The sequence below is a fragment of the Kocuria rhizophila DC2201 genome (assembly GCF_000010285.1).
Taxonomy (GTDB): Bacteria; Actinomycetota; Actinomycetes; order Actinomycetales; family Micrococcaceae; genus Kocuria; species Kocuria rhizophila_A.
Map to the genome: position 1 here is coordinate 1,645,584 of NC_010617.1, position 16,300 is coordinate 1,661,883.

The 16,300-nt window shown below is 73.2% G+C and carries 14 protein-coding genes, 2 tRNA genes, 1 other RNA gene and 1 pseudogene; 6 read left to right on the forward strand and 12 right to left on the reverse strand.

Annotation, left to right across the window (positions count from 1 at the left end):
- Position 1: 1 nt before the first annotated feature.
- Genes KRH_RS07140 through KRH_RS07150 form a run of 3 tightly spaced genes read right to left on the reverse strand, consistent with a single transcriptional unit; the run spans position 2 to position 3,317 of the window.
- A complete protein-coding gene (locus tag KRH_RS07140; protein ID WP_012398524.1) occupies positions 2-1,183 on the reverse strand; it encodes a glycosyltransferase in 1,182 nt (393 codons plus the stop codon).
- Complete coding sequence (locus tag KRH_RS07145; protein ID WP_012398525.1) at positions 1,180-2,241, reverse strand: glycosyltransferase; 1,062 nt, start codon at positions 2,239-2,241, stop codon at positions 1,180-1,182. The genes KRH_RS07140 and KRH_RS07145 overlap by 4 nt, the downstream gene beginning before the upstream one ends.
- On the reverse strand, positions 2,238-3,317 hold the full coding sequence (locus tag KRH_RS07150; protein WP_012398526.1) for a hypothetical protein: 1,080 nt from the start codon (positions 3,315-3,317) through the stop codon (positions 2,238-2,240). Before KRH_RS07150 ends, KRH_RS07145 begins: the two co-directional genes overlap by 4 nt.
- 244 nt (positions 3,318-3,561) lie before the next feature.
- On the opposite strand from KRH_RS07150, the gene def reads away from it, so the two are divergent.
- Positions 3,562-4,131, forward strand: a complete 570-nt coding sequence (gene def / locus KRH_RS07155) for a peptide deformylase (RefSeq protein ID WP_012398527.1) — start codon at positions 3,562-3,564, stop codon at positions 4,129-4,131.
- 111 nt (positions 4,132-4,242) lie between these two features.
- Here def and KRH_RS07160 read toward each other — a convergent pair whose 3' ends face one another.
- The 4 genes from KRH_RS07160 to KRH_RS07170 form a co-directional block, all read right to left on the reverse strand.
- A complete protein-coding gene (locus tag KRH_RS07160; RefSeq protein ID WP_012398528.1) occupies positions 4,243-5,019 on the reverse strand; it encodes a YaaA family protein in 777 nt (258 codons plus the stop codon).
- Between the two features lie 60 nt (positions 5,020-5,079).
- Positions 5,080-5,458, reverse strand: an RNA gene (gene rnpB, locus KRH_RS11875) — RNase P RNA component class A.
- A 122-nt stretch (positions 5,459-5,580) separates the two neighbouring features.
- Positions 5,581-6,309 carry a zinc ribbon domain-containing protein gene (locus tag KRH_RS07165; RefSeq protein WP_012398529.1) on the reverse strand — a complete coding sequence of 243 codons (729 nt, stop codon included), beginning with the start codon at positions 6,307-6,309 and terminating at the stop codon, positions 5,581-5,583.
- 195 nt (positions 6,310-6,504) lie between these two features.
- Entirely contained in the window at positions 6,505-7,386 is an 882-nt protein-coding gene (locus KRH_RS07170) for a Nif3-like dinuclear metal center hexameric protein (protein ID WP_012398530.1), read from the reverse strand.
- Between the two features lie 71 nt (positions 7,387-7,457).
- Between KRH_RS07170 and msrA the strand changes: the two genes are divergently transcribed.
- From msrA to epsC, 3 genes are all read left to right on the forward strand, one after another.
- Positions 7,458-7,997 carry a peptide-methionine (S)-S-oxide reductase MsrA gene (gene msrA, locus KRH_RS07175; protein ID WP_041297375.1) on the forward strand — a complete coding sequence of 180 codons (540 nt, stop codon included), beginning with the start codon at positions 7,458-7,460 and terminating at the stop codon, positions 7,995-7,997.
- 99 nt (positions 7,998-8,096) lie between these two features.
- On the forward strand, positions 8,097-9,032 hold the full coding sequence (gene cysK / locus KRH_RS07180) for a cysteine synthase A (RefSeq protein WP_012398532.1): 936 nt from the start codon (positions 8,097-8,099) through the stop codon (positions 9,030-9,032).
- A 184-nt stretch (positions 9,033-9,216) separates the two neighbouring features.
- A complete protein-coding gene (gene epsC, locus KRH_RS07185) occupies positions 9,217-9,801 on the forward strand; it encodes a serine O-acetyltransferase EpsC (RefSeq protein ID WP_012398533.1) in 585 nt (194 codons plus the stop codon).
- Positions 9,802-10,023: 222 nt separating this feature from the next.
- Here epsC and gndA read toward each other — a convergent pair whose 3' ends face one another.
- Together gndA and KRH_RS12275 are read right to left on the reverse strand one after the other, a co-directional pair.
- Positions 10,024-11,481 carry an NADP-dependent phosphogluconate dehydrogenase gene (gndA, locus tag KRH_RS07190; RefSeq protein ID WP_012398534.1) on the reverse strand — a complete coding sequence of 486 codons (1,458 nt, stop codon included), beginning with the start codon at positions 11,479-11,481 and terminating at the stop codon, positions 10,024-10,026.
- Between the two features lie 106 nt (positions 11,482-11,587).
- Positions 11,588-11,678 (reverse strand) — tRNA-OTHER (locus KRH_RS12275).
- Between the two features lie 178 nt (positions 11,679-11,856).
- On the opposite strand from KRH_RS12275, the gene KRH_RS07195 reads away from it, so the two are divergent.
- Positions 11,857-11,929: transfer RNA gene (locus KRH_RS07195), tRNA-Val, on the forward strand.
- Between the two features lie 440 nt (positions 11,930-12,369).
- Positions 12,370-12,834, forward strand: a complete 465-nt coding sequence (locus tag KRH_RS07200) for a hypothetical protein (RefSeq protein WP_105590510.1) — start codon at positions 12,370-12,372, stop codon at positions 12,832-12,834.
- 70 nt (positions 12,835-12,904) lie between these two features.
- Here the strand turns inward: KRH_RS07200 and KRH_RS07205 are convergent, their stop codons facing one another.
- From KRH_RS07205 to hisD, 3 genes and pseudogenes are all read right to left on the reverse strand, one after another.
- A complete protein-coding gene (locus KRH_RS07205) occupies positions 12,905-13,546 on the reverse strand; it encodes a GNAT family N-acetyltransferase (RefSeq protein ID WP_226905869.1) in 642 nt (213 codons plus the stop codon).
- Between the two features lie 517 nt (positions 13,547-14,063).
- Positions 14,064-14,522, reverse strand: a pseudogene (gene nrdR / locus KRH_RS07210) (transcriptional regulator NrdR); the annotation flags it as partial.
- A gap of 3 nt (positions 14,523-14,525) precedes the next feature.
- Positions 14,526-16,049 (reverse strand): histidinol dehydrogenase, encoded by a 1,524-nt coding sequence (gene hisD / locus KRH_RS07215; protein WP_012398538.1) that lies wholly within the window; start codon positions 16,047-16,049, stop codon positions 14,526-14,528.
- Between the last annotated feature and the right edge of the window lie 251 nt (positions 16,050-16,300).

The following is a 16,300-nucleotide window of genomic DNA, read 5'->3' on the forward strand; positions in this document are numbered from 1 at the left end:
CTCACCGGACCCCACCGCTCAGCAGCTCCTCCATGGCGCGGGCCGCGCGGTGCGCCCCGTCACCGTGACGCCACCGTTCCCACCGCTCGCCGCCGAGGGTGAGGGCGCGCGCTAGCAGCCCGGGCCACTCGTGCGCCTCGGGCCAGCGCGCGAGCCCCACGCAGATCCCGGCCCGGTCCAGGGCAGCCGCGGTGGCCTCCTGCTCGTCGTGCGGGCGCGGCTGCGCGACGACCACTGCGTGAGCCTGCACCGCCGAGAGCTCGGCCACGGCGTTGTTCCCGCCGTGGGTCACCACCACGGTGGCCTCGTGCAGCTCCCGCCACAGGTCCGGTGAGGGTGCGTCCGGGGTGCGCACGGTCCAGGCCCAGCCCGGGGTCGCGGCGCGGGCGGCGTCGATCTGGGCGTCCCCCACCTCGGTGCCGCCGCGCCCCCACACAACCAGCACGCGCTCGCCGGGCACGACGCCGCTCGTCTCGCCGTCCTGCAGCGCGGGAACGACGCCGCTCGAGCCGGTTCCCTGCAGCGCGGGGGCCGCTCCGGCCGGGTCGGCGTCGGGCAGTGCGGAGACGATGCCGGCCGGGTCGGGAACGGGCGTCTCGGGAACGCCGCCGCTGGGGTCGGAGTCGCGCATCCCGGGCGTGGCCCCGGTGGGGCCGGCGTCCCGCGGCGCGGGGGCGACCGGCTCGTCGAAACGGGAGATGGCCCCGGTGAAGGTGGTCTTGCGGGTCCACGCCTCGGGCCAGTAGGGCTCCGCCGTCTCGCGGGACCACGGCGCGATCAGGGCCGTGGCGGCGTCGTAGGCGGCGCGGTGCGTGCGGTCGGTGCGGTCCCCGCGCATCGCGAGGACCACCGTGGGCACACCCATGAGCCGGGCCAGCAGGGTCACTTCGGCTGAGGTGTCCGTGACCATGAGGTCCACGTCCGAGCGCAGCCGTTCGGCGATCAGGCCCAGGCGCTCGCGGTGACCGGGGTGGCCCAGCGGGGCCCAGTGCAGCACGCCGTGGGCGGTGGGGTCCACCGGGTGCTCGGTGGTGTCCTCCGGCAGCCACACCCACTCGCCCGGCCACCCCTCAGGGCGCCCGAGCGAGCTGAAGCCCACGACCGGCACGGTCAGCTCACGCGCGATCTGCGTGGCCCGGTTGCGGTGTCCGAGACCGTGGTGGTGGACGTAGTAGCCGATCACGCCCCCACCAGCTCCCGGTAGAGCTCGACGTACGCGTCCACCGTGGCGTCCAGCGAGCAGTGCTCGAGCGCGTAGCGGCGCACCCGTGCGCGGTCCATGGCCACGACCAGCGGCAGCATGGCCGCGGCCGCTGCCACCGTCTCCGCCTCGCTCGCCCCGGGCTGGGACGTGAGCCCTCCGGGGAAGCGGACGATCTCGCTCAGCCCGCCGCGGGCCACGGCGAGCACCGGGGTGCCGCACGCCATGGCCTCGGCGGCCACGAGACCGTAGGGCTCCTCCCACGCGGGGGTCACGAGGCTCGCGGCACTGTGGCCCGCGAGGTCCCGCAGCTGCCCGGTGTCCAGGTGGCCCACGTAGGTGATGCTCTCGTCGAGCAGCGGCTTGAGCCGGGTCTCGAAGTACTGCCGGTCCGCGACCGGCCCGGCGATCCGCAGCCGCCACCCGGCCTTGCTGGCGATCAGCGCGGCAATGTGCGGGGCCTTCTCCGGGACGATGCGCCCGGACCACACGAGGGTGTCCCCGCCCGGGCCGGGGCGCCACTCGTGCGGGTCCACCCCGTTGCGGATCACCCGCGCGGGGGTGATGGTGCTCCACAGCTGCGCCACGGAGTCGCTGACGGCCACGGTGTGCGCGGTGGGCGTGAGCCGCAGCGCCGGCTCCAGCCACGGCGTGGCCGGGGTGTGCAGCGTGGTCAGCAGCGGCTGTGGGATGGCACCGGACATCACGATCGGCAGGAAGTGCAGCGAGTTGTTGTGCACCACGTCGATGTCCGGCCGGGACGCGAACGCCCGCATCACCTGCAGGTAGGAGAACGTCTCCCGCACCTGCGCCTCGGGCGGCATGGAGACGTCGTTGCGGGCCTCGTCGGAGAGCACGAGCGGTTCCACGTCCAGCTCCTCGATCCCCAGCTGGGGGTCGGAACCGGGCGCCGCGAAGACCACCACGTCGATGCCCCTCGCCCGCAGCCCGCGGGCCAGGTGCCACGTGAAGGACTCCAGACCCCCGGAGAACGGCGGGATGATGGGGAACCGGTCGTGCGCCAGCAGGGCGACCTTCATGCGGCACCCCCCGAGCTGTCTACGAGCGCGGCCACCGCGCGGTGGTAGACCTCCGCGTGGGAGGCGGCGATACGGCGTCGTTGTGCGCGGCGCTGCAAGGCGTCCGCCTGCCACGGGGGCTGCCCCGGCAGGCTCGCGAGGGCGGCCTCCACCTGGTCCTCACGGGGAGCGCCGGAGGGGTCCCAGTCGAAGGCGAGCACGCCGGGATGCTGCCGGTGGTAGAAACCGGTCCGCGGGGCGAGCACCCGGGTGCCGAGGTCGTGGCACAGCTCGAGCCACCCGGAGTGGCTGCCGAAGCGGTAGGGCAGCACGGAGAGGTCCAGACCGCGCAGGTGGTCCCACAGCTGCTCGTCCGTGTAGATCCCGTGCACCTCCACCCGGGTGCTGGGGGTGCGGCGGGCAGAGTCCAGCAGACGCGCCACCCGCACATCGTGGTGGCGCTCGCCCGGGGTGACCACGTCGGTGTGGGCGTCGAGCACCAGGCGGATGCGGCCGCGGGCCGCGTGCCCCAGCAGCACCTCGGCCATGGGCAGCGGCGCCATGTTGGCCCGCATGCTCTTGAAGCTCAGGCCCACGGTGGGCACCGGGCCCACGGGGTCCCGCGGCCGCCAGCGGTCCAGGGGCAGCACGTGCGGGTGCGGGACCACGGTGGCGGTGCGGTCCCAGCGGTCACGGATGACCTCGGCGGCGCCGTCCGTGAGGGTGATCAGCGCGTCCGCTCCGGGCACGAGCACGTCCAGCGCGGCGTCCTGCGCGGCGGGGTCCACCTGGTGTGGGTTGCGCAGGTCGTGGACCGTGTACACGAACGGCTTGCCCAGTGCGTGGAGGGTGTCGATGATCCGCTGCAGGGTCTCGGGCGGGGTCTGGTCGAAGCCGAAGTGCAGGTGGTACACGTCGAAGCGGTGGGCGTTGTCCCGGATCCAGGCCTCGTCGAGCATCACGAGCGGCCACCACGGGGCCCCTGGCACGGGGTGCTCGGGCGCGGGGTCCGGCAGTCGGAGCACGCCGTGGTCCTCGGCCGGGTCGCTCAGGTGCTGCACGTACGCGTGACCGTGGGGTAGGGACGCAACCCTCACTCGGTGGACCTCCTGCGGTAGGCGGATTCGGCGGCCGGTGCTGACAGCACCCGCGGGACCCCGGTTCGACCGCGCCTGCGGTCCGGGTCCGCTGCGACGCCGTGCACGCACTCCCGTACGGCCCTCCGGCGAGGATACACATCTTACTGACGGTCCCGACACGATATATTGTGCTCCGGCCGCGCGCCCCCGCTGCCCGAGCGCGCTCACCGCACCCGCCCACGACCTCCGAGGTACCTCCCGCATGAGCATCCGTCCCATCGTGATCTCCGGCCACCCCGTGCTGCACCGTCCCGCCGCGCGGGTCACCGAGTTCGACGCCGCCCTGCGCACCCTGGTCGCGGACCTGCACGAGACCATGGACGCCTCCCACGGCGTGGGACTGGCGGCTCCCCAGATCGGGGTGGGGCTGCGGATCTTCACGTACCTCTACGAGAACGAGGACGGCGTCCCCCCGCGCGGCACCCTGGTCAACCCGGTGCTGACCACGGGGAAGATCTCCGAGGTGGTACCGGACCCGGACGAGGAGTCCGAGGGCTGCCTGTCCGTGCCCGGCCAGGCGTGGCCGCTCAAGCGCGCGGACTGGGTGCGGATCGCCGGCCAGGACGAGAACGGGGACCCCGTGGCGTTCGAGGCCAACGGCTGGTTCGCCCGGGTGATGCAGCACGAGTACGACCACCTGGACGGCAAGCTCTACGTGGACCGTCTCAACCCCAAGTGGAGCCGCCGTGCCCGCAAGGCCATCCGCCGCGAGGAGTGGGGCACGGACTCCACGTGGCTTCCCGGCGTGGACGAGGACCCGTTCGGCCACTGACTCCGGCATCCGGGCGGTGCTCCCGGGGACGTTGCGCTGTCGGTGCACCGACACGAACGCACCGTTGCAGCCGCGCTGTCGCGGACGCACCGTCGCGCACGCACCCGAGGGTCACTGCGGGTCCAGCACCACGGTCAGCACCCCAGCCTTCCGGCCCGCAGGCTGCCGCAGCTCCACCTCCCAGCGGGAGGCCACGGCGTCCCGCACGTCCTCGACCGTCTCCAGCGCCGCGCCTGCGGCCCGGGCCTCGCACAGCGCCCGTGCCACCAGACCGCGGGTGTGCTTGGCGTGGTGGGAGACCACCGAGCGGGTGCCGTCCGGTCTGCGCTGCTCCACGCGCACGGTGACGGTGCGCGGCGCGGGCGGGGCCCACGCGGCCGCGTAGGCCGCCGACCGGCAGTCCACGACCACCCGGTGGGCGGCGAGTGCGTCCAGCAACGGGGTGAGCCGGGGTTTCCACCACGTCCCGAGCTTGCCGGTGCCGGGCAGCGCGGCCCCCATCGACAGGCGGTACGCCGGGATCCGGTCCGTCGGACGCACCGCACCCCACAGCGCTGAGACCACCAGCACCGAGTCCTCCGCCATGCGCCGCGCGTCTGGCGGCAGCGAGCCCGCGTCCAGGGCGTCGTAGAGCACCCCGGTGTAGACCTCCAGGGCAGGTGCGGCGGGTGCGGTGCGCAGGCACCGGTTGCGGGCGACGTCATCAGCCAGGGAGGGGCCCACCCCGAGCACGTCCAGCGCGTCCGGGCGGGCGCTCACGGCCGCGAGCTCGTCCGCGAGCCCGTCACGGGCCTCAGTGAGCTCGGGCAGCGAGAGGGAGGTGAGGTCCAGGGGCTCACCGGCGGCGGGGGCGGTCTTCGATTCGGAGGGCGGGAGCAGAATGAGCACCCCACGAGTCTAGGGACCCGCGCGCACCCGCAGTGCCGCCTTCCAGGCACGGGGGTGTGGTGGACAGGTGGGCCTGTGAGCCGGGTTCTGTGCCGCGGCCGGTTGCCCGCACCGCGGTGACGACCATCCATCTAGGCCGTGCGTTGCCGCACGGCTCGAGCAGCCTACCCGGACGCTCGGGCGAGCAGCCCTCGAACGCGCCCTGCATGGCCTTGCTCCGGACGGGGTTTACCGAGCCGCGCCGGTCACCCGGCGCGCTGGTGGTCTCTTACACCACCTTTTCACCCTGACCCGCTCGCGGCGGGCGGTCTGTTTTCTGTGGCACTGTCCTGCGGGTTTCCCCGAGTGGGTGTTACCCACCGTCCTGCTCTGCGGAGCCCGGACTTTCCTCGAGACGCCGTCGCGAACGACGACGCCGCGCGGTCGCCCGGCCCACCTGTCCGCCATGATCCTACCGCGTCCGCGCACGCCCGCCCGAGGCGCTCCCGGAGACGTCGCCGCCCGCGGCGCCTGCGGGTCCCCGGATGCGGCGTTCGCCGGTGTCCGGGTCACGGCCGCGGGTCAGAGCACGAGCATCGCCGAGCACTCCGGGCACTGCGGGACGGTGGCTTCCGGGGTGGCCTCCAGCGCCGCGGCGTCCGCGGGGCTCAGCCGGGTGCCGCACGCCCCGCACGTCCCGTGCTCCCAGCGGGCGACGGCGATCCGGCCCCCTCCGCGCGCGGTGCGCAGACTGTCGTAGCGATCCAGCAGCGCGGCGTCGGCGATGCCTGAGGCCAGCCGCGAGCGCTCTGCGCCCAGGCGGGCGTGCTCCTCCTGGAGGCGCGCCAGCTCCGCGTCCCGCTCGGCCACCGCCGCGCGGGCCTCCGCGTCCGCGGACCGCAGCAGCGGCTGCTTGCGCTCCCGGTCGGCGGCGACCTCCTCGGCGTGGTCCATGGCGCCGAGCTGCTCCTCCTCCGCCCGGTCCCGCTGGGCGGTGAGCGTGTCGATCTGGTGCTGGATGCCCATCAGGTCCTTGGACGTTCCACCCGCGTTCAGCCGCTGGGTGTCCCGGTCGATCCTCGTCTGGATCTCGGTCACCGCCTGCTCGGCCTGCTGGACGGCCTCCTGCGCGCGCTGCACGGCGGCGTCCAGCTCACGGGCGGCGGCAATGGCCTGGGTGCGGCGGGTCATCAGAGCCGCCACCCTCTCGGAGGTCTGGAGCTCCTTCGCGCGGCGCAGCGTGGTGAGCAGGCGGGAGTCCACCGCCTGCAGCTCCAGCAGGGCGGTCAGGGACGTACGGGGTGAAGCCATGGGAGTCTTCCTCCGGTTCGGTGGTGACGGACGGTGCGGGGTGGACCCGGGGCGCGCGGCCGGTGACGGGGCCGGGTGGGAACGTGCTCGCGGGAGCCCGCTCCTCCCCTGCCTTCCCGGCCGAGCGGCGGTGCGCGGGCCGGCAGGGAGCGGGCCGAGCCGGGGTGTCCCGCCTGCGGGGCCGTGCCGACGGGCTCAGCCCGGTGGGGTCGGCACCGTGAAGTCCCAGGGGTCGGTGCGCAGCGTGCTCACGTGCACGTCCACCTCGAAGCCCCGTGCGGACAGGGCCCGCTGCAGGTCCTCCGCGGCCCACGGCAGCCACAGGGCCTCGCTCGCGGAGTGGGCGGCGTCGATCAGCGCGGGGGTGCCGTGCTCGCCCGGGCCCAGGGCGCGCTCCCGGGCCTCCGACGCCGGGTGGTGCCGCAGGTCCGCGGTCACGTACACGTCCGCGCCGTGGGCGCGCACGGTGTCGAACAGCGAGTCCCCCGATCCGCCGCACACCGCGACCGTGCCGATCCGCCGCCCCGGCTCCCCCGCCACGCGCAGGCCCTGCACCGCGGGTGGAATCCGCAGGGCGAGACGCTCCGCGAGCTCCGCGAGCGTCACGGGGTGCTCCAGGGTGCCCACCCGACCCAGCCCCACGCGGGGGTCCGCGGCGTCCGGGACGAGCGGTGCGGCGTCGTCGGGGTTCACACCGCACGCGGCGATCAGCGCGTCCGAGACGCCGCGGCGCGCGGCGTCGGCGTTGGTGTGGCAGCTCAGCAGGGCGCAGCCGCCCTCGACGAGGTCGTGGATCGCGCGGCCCTTGAAGCCGTCCGCGGCCACCGAGGTGACCCCGCGCAGCAGCAGGGGGTGGTGGGTCAGCAGCAGGTCCGCACCCGCGTCGACCGCCTCCGCCACCACCGAGGCCACCGGGTCCACCGCGAGGTGGATGCGCCGCACCGGCCGCTCGGGCCGGCCCACGGCGAGCCCGGACGCGTCCCAGTCCTCCTGCAGCCGGAAGGGCCACAGGCGGTCCGCGACGTCCACGACGTCCTGCAGGGTGGCAGTGGTGCTGGGCGGGTGCGCGGTGTCCATGCAGCCCATCCTAGGAGGGCCCGCAGCGGCGCGCCCGGGAATCTTCTGACGTGCCGCGCGTTGTACTAGGCATGACTTCATCCGCACCGCAGACGTTCGTGCTGGCCGGTGGCTGCTTCTGGTGCCTCGACGCCGTCTACCGCCGGACGCGCGGCGTGCAGCGGGTCCGCAGCGTGTACACCGGCGGGCACACCGCGCACCCCGACTACGAGAGCGTGTGCTCGGGCACCACCGGGCACGCCGAGGCCGTGGAAGTCACCTTCGACCCGGACGTGGTTCCCGCCGAGGTGGTCCTGGACCTGTTCTTCACGGGCCACGACCCCACCACGCTGAACCGCCAGGGCTACGACGTGGGCACGCAATACCGCTCCGCGATGTTCCCCGCGGACGACGAGCAGCGGCGCACCTTCGAGGCCGCGATCGCCCGCGCGCAGGAGCTGTTCGAGGACCCCGTGGTCACCACGGTGGAGCCCCTGGGCCCCCTGCACGAGGCCGAGGACTTCCACCAGGACTTCTACGGCAACCAGCCGTTCAACGGATACTGCCAGGTGATCATCAACCCCAAACTGGCCAAGGTCCGCAAACATTACGCCGCGTGGCTCACGGACTGAGATCCCACGCCTCGTCGCGACTACGCTGACACGGAATCCCCGTACGGTCCGCGGCACCCGCATGCCGCGAACGCGATACCACCGAACAGGAGACACGCCATGGGCACCATCTACAACGACGTCACGGAGATCGTGGGGGGCACCCCCCTGGTCCGGCTGAACCGGCTCGACAACGACCTCCCCGGCAACGTGGCCGTCAAGCTCGAGTTCTACAACCCCGCCAACTCCGTGAAGGACCGCATCGGCAAGGCCATCGTGGACGCGGCCGAGGCCTCCGGCCAGCTCAAGCCCGGCGGCACGATCGTGGAGGGCACCTCCGGCAACACCGGCATCGCGCTCGCCATGGTGGGTGCGGCCCGCGGCTACAAGGTCATCCTGACCATGCCGGAGACCATGTCCACCGAGCGTCGCGTCATGCTGCGCGCCTACGGCGCGGAGATCGTGCTGACCCCCGGCGCGGACGGCATGCGCGGCGCGGTGGACAAGGCCCAGGAGATCGTGGACACCACCGAGAACGCGGTGCTCGCGAGCCAGTTCGCCAACCCCGCGAACCCCCAGGTGCACTACGAGACCACGGGTCCGGAGGTCTGGGAGGACACGAACGGGCAGGTGGACGTCTTTGTGGCGGGCGTCGGCACCGGTGGCACCATCTCCGGCGTCGGGAAGTACCTGCGCGAGCAGAAGTCGGACGTGCGCCTCATCGCCGTGGAGCCCTCCGACTCCCCGCTGCTCACCGAGGGCAAGGCCGGGCCCCACAAGATCCAGGGCCTCGGCGCCAACTTCGTGCCGGACGTCCTGGACCGCGAGGTCTACGACGACGTCTACGACGTCACCGTGGAGGACTCCGTGAGGGTCGCACGCGACCTCGGCACCAAGGAGGGCATTCTCGGAGGCATCTCTTCCGGCGCCATCGTGTGGGCCGCCCTGCAGGAGGCTGCGAAGGACGAGAACCGCGACAAGCTGATCGTGGCCGTGGTCTGCGACTTCGGCGAGCGCTACATCTCCACCATCCTCTACGAGGACATCCGGGGCTGATCGCACCCACCAACGGGCATTGCGGGTGCCCGGGGCCTGCACCCTCACCGGCGCGCCCCGGGCACCCGTTCGTCACTTTCACCGCCTCCCGGCCCCGCGCCCGGCACTCGGGCGCGGCGTGCACGGCCCGCCGACCTGGGACAATGGACCGGTCTGCCGGTCCACCACCGAAGGGGAATTTCACGTGAGCTTCTGGCGCCGACTCCGCGAGGACATCGACACGGCCCGCACCCACGACCCCGCGGCGCGCTCCGCCGTGGAGATCGTGCTGAACTACTCCGGGCTGCACGCCATCTGGGCGCACCGGCTCTCCCACCGGCTGTGGCAGAAGCCCGAGCGGCGGCTGCTGGCCCGCACCGTGTCCCAGGTCGCGCGTTTCGCCACTGGAGTGGAAATCCACCCGGGGGCCACGATCGGCCGCCGCTTCTTCATCGACCATGGCATGGGGGTCGTGATCGGGGAGACGGCAGAGATCGGCGAGGACGTCATGATCTACCACGGTGTCACGCTGGGCGGCCGCTCGCTGGAGCCAGTCAAGCGCCACCCCACCATCGGGGACCGGGTCACCATCGGCGCGGGGGCCAAGATCCTCGGCCCGCTCACCGTGGGCCACGACTCCTCGGTGGGCGCCAACGCCGTGGTGGTCAAGCACGTCCCCGAGGACTCCATCGTCACGGGCATCCCCGGCAAGGTCCGCCGCAGGACACCGGAGAAGCAGGAGCCGCTCGTGGACCCGGCCACCTACATCGACCCCGCCATGTGGATCTGAGAGCTCCCCTCCCGCCACCACGACGGCGCCCGCTCCCCCTGTCGGGGAACGGGCGTCTTTTCGCTGCACGGACCCCATGGGAGCCTGGCGCCGGGACGAGACCCCGCGACGCCGTTACCCGGGGCCGTGTACCCACGACGAGAACGGGCCGGTTCCTCGTCGGAGGAACCGGCCCGCTGCCAGTGCGTCAGGGCGCCGAGCTCTGGTCTCTGAGCTGCACAATCAGGAGACGACCTCGGAACGGTCCCCGCTCCACAGCACGTGGAAGCTGGACTCGGGATCGTCGATGCGCTTGTAGGTGTGCGCGCCGAAGTAGTCGCGCAGACCCTGGGTCAGCGCGGCGTTCAGACGCGGGCGACGCAGGCCGTCGTAGTATGCGAGCGCCGAGGAGAACACCGGGGCGGGGATGCCGCGTTCCACCGCGCGGGCGACCACGCGACGCCACGCCGGCAGGGCGTCCTCAATGGAATTCACGAACTCGGGCGCGAAGAGCAGGTTCAGCGGGGCCTTGTCACCCTCGTAGGCCTTCATGATCACGTTGAGCAGATCGGCACGGATGATGCAGCCGTTGCGCCACAGGCTCGCGATCGTGGCGAGGTCCAGGGTCCAGCCGTACTCGCGTCCAGCCATGGTGAGCATGTCCAGGCCCTGGGCGTAGGCCACGAGCTTGGAGGCGTAGAGCGCCTTGCGGACGTCCTCCACGAACCCGGGGTCCTTCACGACGTCCTCCGTGGTGTCCCCGATGCCCGCGGGCAGCACCTCCTGGGCCTCCTTGCGCATCGCGGGCTCCGAGGAGGACAGCGCGCGCGCGAACACGGACTCGGCGATCGCGGTGACCGGGGAACCGAGCTCCAGGGCCTCCTGCACGGTCCAGCGCCCGGTGCCCTTCTGGCCCGCGGCGTCCGCGACGATGTCGATGAACGGTTTGCCGGTCTTCGGGTCCACCTGGCGCAGCACCTGGGCGGTGATCTCGATGAGGTAGGAGGACAGCTCGGTGGTGTTCCACCGGTCGAACACGTCCGCCTGCTCGGCCGGCTCGAGCCCGGCCACGGAGCGCAGCAGCTCGTGGGCCTCGCCGATCACCTGCATGTCCGCGTACTCGATGCCGTTGTGCACCATCTTCACGAAGTGCCCCGCGCCGTCCGTGCCGATCCACGCGCAGCACGGAGCGCCGTCGTCCGCCTTGGCGGAGATGTCCTCGAGCATGGGGCCCAGGGTCCTGTAGGACTCCTCCGAGCCGCCCGGCATGATGGACGGGCCGTTGAGCGCGCCCTCCTCACCGCCGGAGACGCCCACGCCGACGAAGTGCAGCCCGTTCTCCGCGCACTCGCGCTCACGGCGCCGGGTGTCCTGGAAGTACGAGTTGCCGCCGTCGATGATGATGTCGCCCTCGTCCAGCAGCGGCGTGAGCTGCTCAATGACCGAGTCCACGGGTGCGCCGGCCTTGACCATGATCAGCACGCGGCGTGGGCGCTCCAGAGAGTCCACGAGTTCCTGCATGGTCTCCGTGCGGATGAACTCGCCCTCGGAGCCGTGCTCCTCGATCAGGGCGTCCGTCTTCGCCACGGAACGGTTGTGCAGGGCCACGGTGTAGCCGTGGTGCGCGAAGTTGCGGGCAAGGTTGGCGCCCATCACGGCAAGGCCGGTGACACCGATATCAGCTTTGTTTTCTGCAGCCATGTCCCCAGCCTACGCACCCGCGGGGACACGGTGCAGCCGTCCCGGACACCGGGCGGCCGCGGGCACGAGAAAACCCCGGAACCTGGTGGTTCCGGGGCTGTCCGTGTGGTGGAGACCGACGGAATCGAACCGCCGTATCTGTCACGCTCGAAAGCGATCAAGCGCACCAGCGTCCCCTGGTGAACACTGCGGTCTCCCGCGTGCTGCACCGTCATTTTAACCCCCGGTGACGCTGCGGTGTCAAACCGCGGAGCCCCGGGTGAGCGCCACGTGTGCAAGCTCACCGCGCCGCCCCTGCGCGAGAACCCGACCGAACGGTAGGCTGACTCCCAATCGGGTGCTGGCAGCTGCTCCAGTCGTGCCCACCCGATCCCCGGGCCTTTAGCTCAGCTGGTAGAGCGCTACGTTTACACCGTAGATGTCGTCGGTTCGATCCCGGCAGGGCCCACCGGTGCACGCCCCGCCCGTCCTCGGACGAGCGGGGCGTGCTGCATCCTCGATGCATCTGTCCGCGGCGGGCTTCGCCGACGCCAGCCGCGTCCTCCACAGCCGGGCGCGATCCCTGTTGCCGCTCCTGCCAACCTGGCTAGCTTGAGCCCGTGGACGGATGGGAGACAATCACGACCGGGCGCCCCGGCTCGGGCCCGCCCCGCACTGCACGGGTGAGCGCCTCGGTCGGTCACCGCGGAGCAGGGCAGCCACGCGCTGGGCCGTCACGAGCCCGCGCGTGACGGACGGATCAGCGTTGGCGCACGCGGGCGGCGTCATCCCTCCGGCCTGCGCAGGACCGGTCTCGTGACCAGCCCCGCGCCCGCCCCGGTGGCTCCCTGGCGGCCGGGCCGTTCGTCGAGGAGACGTGCCCGCCCGGCATCCGTCCTGCAGCGGCTCGTGGCCTGGCTCGTGTGGCCCGTGGTCCTGGGGCTCCCGCCACTGGTCCTCGTCCTGAGGCCGGCCTTCGGACTCCACGGGCTCCTCACGCTCGTCCACCTCCTCGTCGGCGTGCCCGTGATGTGGCTCGTGGGCATGGTGCTGGCGGTTCTCGTGACGGCACGGGCCTGCCTGGTGCGGCCCTGCGCCGCGGGGGTGTGGACCACGGTCTTCCTGCCGGTCCACTGGCTGCTGCTGGTGGTCCTGGCACTGACGGTGGGCGAGGTCGAGGACACCCGCGGAACCACGACCCCCAGCGCCCTGCAGTGGTGGGGGCTCTCCGAGCAGAGGACCGGGGAGGTCGGAGAGTTCGCCGTCCTGGGCGCGTGCGCGTCCGCGCTGGCGGCCTTCGTTGCGGCGGCGGTCGAACTGGGCACGGCTCGCCGCACGCCGCCCCGGGTGCCTCCCGCGCCGCCCACGGCCTGACTCCGGCACCCGTGCCGTCGCGGCACCACGGCGCGGTGTCCCGGCCGAACCAGTGCCGCCGCGCACCTCGTCAGACGGCGGGAGGGCGCCACATGCCCACCGCGGGAACGGTGCCCCGGCACGGGACAGGACCGCGGGAGGCGAATCCGAAACGCTCGTAGTAGGGCACCAGCCGCTCGGTGGAGGCCTCGAGGTACGTCCCCGCGTGCTCCCGGTCGATCGCCACGAGGCGGTCCTCGAGCAGCCGCGTGCCGATCCCCGTTCCCTGCGCCCGGGGCAGCGTCCCCAGCGCCTTAAGGTACCAGTGCGGAGCGCGCGGGTGGGCGCGCTGGGTGAGGAACTCGGTGATGAACGCATCGGCAATGCGGCCGCGGAACACGCGCGCGTAGGACAGCAGCCCCGGCAGCATCTGGGACAGGTGCACCTTGCTCTCGGGCGCCTCCCACAGGGCCACGCCCTCGGGCCGGGAGCGGTCCTCCCCCACCGCCAGGTACACGTGCCCGCCGGCCTCGAACGTCTCGTGCACGATCCGGCGCCACAGCCGCGTGAGCGAGCCGGTCACCTCGCCGCGCGGCAGCAGGCCCAGCACGTGGGCGTCACCGGCGAACGCCTCGGCCAGCGTGGCCGCGGCACCCGCGGCGTCGGAGGGGGACGCCGGCACGATCTCGACCGGCTGCGTCCCGGGGGCGGGGGTCATCTGCTTCGTCACCACGACCCGACAGTAGCAGTGCACACCCCGCGACGGGTCGCCGTCCTCCACGCTAACCTGCGACGACGCCGCCCCACGGGCCTCAGAGCAGCCGCGGCTGGGTGACGGTCTCGGCCGGCTTCCTCGTACGACGACGCCGCGGGGCCGCGGACCTGCCGCCCGCCCCCTCCGGTGCGTCATCACCCTCCGCGGCGCCGGACGCCGACCGATCGGATGTTTTCCTGCGGGACGTGCCCTTGGACCCCGGTGCAGCCCGGGGGGATGTGTCTGCGGTTCCGGCCGACGGCTCCCCAGAGCCAGCCGACGCGTTGTCGGCACCAGCTGACGCCTCGGCGGCGCTGGCTTGTGCCTCCGCGGCGCTGGTTCCTGCCTCCCCGGCGCCGACGTGTGCTTCCTCGGTGCTGTTCGCCGCCGCTGCCGTGCCGGCCGGTCCCGCGGGGGTGGCGGGCGCGTCCTTGCGGCCCGAGCGGCGTCGTGCCGGAGCGGCGGAGCGTGCGGCGGGGGGAACGAGCGTCTGCTGGCCCGCCAGCTCGGCCTGCTGGTCCCGCAGCACGTCGATGGCCCGCTCGAAGTCCTCCAGGTCCTCGAAGGCCTGGTACACGGACGCGAAGCGCAGGTACGCCACGACGTCCAGGCGGCGCAGCGGCGGCAGGATGGCCAGGCCCACGTCGTGCGCCTCCACCTCGGCGCTGCCGGACGCCCGGATGGACTCCTCGACCTCCTGCGCGAGCATCGCGAGGTCGTCCTCGCTCACGGGCCGGCCCTGGCAAGCCTTGCGCACGCCGTTGACGATCTTCTGCCGGTCGAACGGCTCGGTGACCCCGGAACGCTTGATCACGGAGATGGACGTGGTCTCCAGCGTGGAGAAGCGTCGGCCGCACTCGGTGCAGCGGCGGCGGCGACGGATGGACGTGCCGTCGTCCGAGGTGCGGGAGTCCACCACCTTGGAGTCGTTGTGGCGGCAGAACGGACAGTGCACGGCTCAGCCCTTCCCGTGGGTGTCGGAGGATCCGGTGCCGGGCGCCCCCGAGAGGCGGCCGGCGTCACCCGCGCGGGACGCGGCGTCGTCGTCCGCCCCGGACGTGGGGCCCGGGGCGGTGGCGCGCACGGACCCCTCCGCGCCGCGGGCGTCCCCGCCGTCATGGTCCTCCGAGCGGATGGTCACGGCGCGCCCGTGCGCGGGCAGGTCCTCGCTGCCGGACAGGGCCACGATGTCCCCCTCCAGCTCGGCGAGCGCCTCGCGGGTGTACTCGACCACCTGCACGGCCTTCATGAAGGATGCGGCCTGCAGCCCGGACGCGAACACCGCGGTGCCGCCCGTGGGCAGCACGTGGTTGGAGCCGGCGGCGTAGTCCCCCAGCGGCACGGGACTGTACGGGCCCACGAAGATGGCCCCGGCGTTGCGGACCCGTGCGGCCACCGCGCGGGCGTCGCGCGTGTGGATCTCCAGGTGCTCCGCGGCGTACGCGTCCGCAACCGCGATCGACTGCTCCAGCCCGTCCGTGAGCACCACCCCGGACTGCGGACCGCCCAGGGCCGTGGCGATCCGCTCACGGTGCCGTGCCGCGGGAACCTGCCGGTCGAGCTCGCGCTCCACGGCTCGGGCCAGCCCGGGCGAGTCGGTGATGAGCACCGAGCCCGCCGCGGGGTCGTGCTCCGCCTGGGAGATCAGGTCCGCGGCCACGTAGCGCGGGTCCGCGGAGTCGTCCGCGAGGACGGCGATCTCGGTGGTCCCCGCCTCGGCGTCCACCCCCACGAGGGAGCGCAGCTGGCGCTTGGCCGTGGCCACGAAGATGTTGCCGGGGCCGGTGAGGGTGTTCACGGGCTCGAGGACGTCCTGGCCGTCCGTCACACCCAGGGCCATGGCCGCGAGGGACTGGGCACCGCCCACGGCCCACACCTCGTCCACGCCGAGCAGCCCGGCCGCCCCCAGGATCACGGGGTGCGGCAGACCGCCGAACTCCTTCTGCGGGGGCGAGCACAGCACCACAGACTCCACGCCCGCGGCCTGGGCCGGCACCACGTTCATCACCACGGAGGACGGGTACACGGCCAGTCCCCCGGGAATGTAGAGGCCCGCGCGGCGCACCGCGGTCCAGCGGTGGCGCAGCACCGCCCCGGGTGCCACCTCCACCTCGACGTCCCGCGGGCGCTGGGCCTCGGCGAACGCCCGGGTGCGGGCGATGGCGGTCTCCAGGGCGCGCCGGACCTCCGGGGCCAGCTCCGCAACGGCCCGCTCGATCTGCTCGGGGCCCACGCGCAGGCGCTGCTGCTCCACACCGTCGAACCGGTGGGCCAGCTCGCGCAGCGCGTCCGCCCCGCGCGCGCGGACGTCCTCGATGATCCCCCGGACGGTGTCCTCGGCCGCGGAGACCGACGACGCCGCCTGGCGCGGCACCACGCCCCGCAGCTCGTCCCAGCCCAGGTGCTGCCCGCGCAGGTCGATGACCCGCAGGTGGGCGCGGTCGGGGCCGGAGGACGGGGAGCTCTGGGGTTGCACGTTCACCGTGCCAGTCTACAATCGCGCGTCAAAACAGCCCGGGACGCCCGCGCACGGCCCGCCCGTGGCAGACGCGTGGTCGGTCCGGATCGCGGGCTCCGGCCACCGCCGTCCACGCCCGCTCTCGATACCCACCTGGGTGTCGGCGGATCGGTGAGCGGGCGGGCGGACACGGTGCACGTGACCCCGGTGCGAGACGGGTCCTGCAGCGCGGGGCCGGGCCCCGTTCGTGGCGCCTGGAACATGGCGCGCTCCAG

Coding starts and splice junctions, on each gene's coding strand:
- gndA (WP_012398534.1), bottom strand. CDS start 11,481: ATGGCTGCAGAAAACAAAGCTGATATCGGTGTCACCGGCCTTGCCGTG.
- KRH_RS07165 (WP_012398529.1), bottom strand. CDS start 6,309: ATGGCTTCACCCCGTACGTCCCTGACCGCCCTGCTGGAGCTGCAGGCG.
- cysK (WP_012398532.1), top strand. CDS start 8,097: ATGGGCACCATCTACAACGACGTCACGGAGATCGTGGGGGGCACCCCC.
- def (WP_012398527.1), top strand. CDS start 3,562: ATGAGCATCCGTCCCATCGTGATCTCCGGCCACCCCGTGCTGCACCGT.
- KRH_RS07145 (WP_012398525.1), bottom strand. CDS start 2,241: ATGAAGGTCGCCCTGCTGGCGCACGACCGGTTCCCCATCATCCCGCCG.
- msrA (WP_041297375.1), top strand. CDS start 7,458: ATGACTTCATCCGCACCGCAGACGTTCGTGCTGGCCGGTGGCTGCTTC.
- KRH_RS07170 (WP_012398530.1), bottom strand. CDS start 7,386: ATGGACACCGCGCACCCGCCCAGCACCACTGCCACCCTGCAGGACGTC.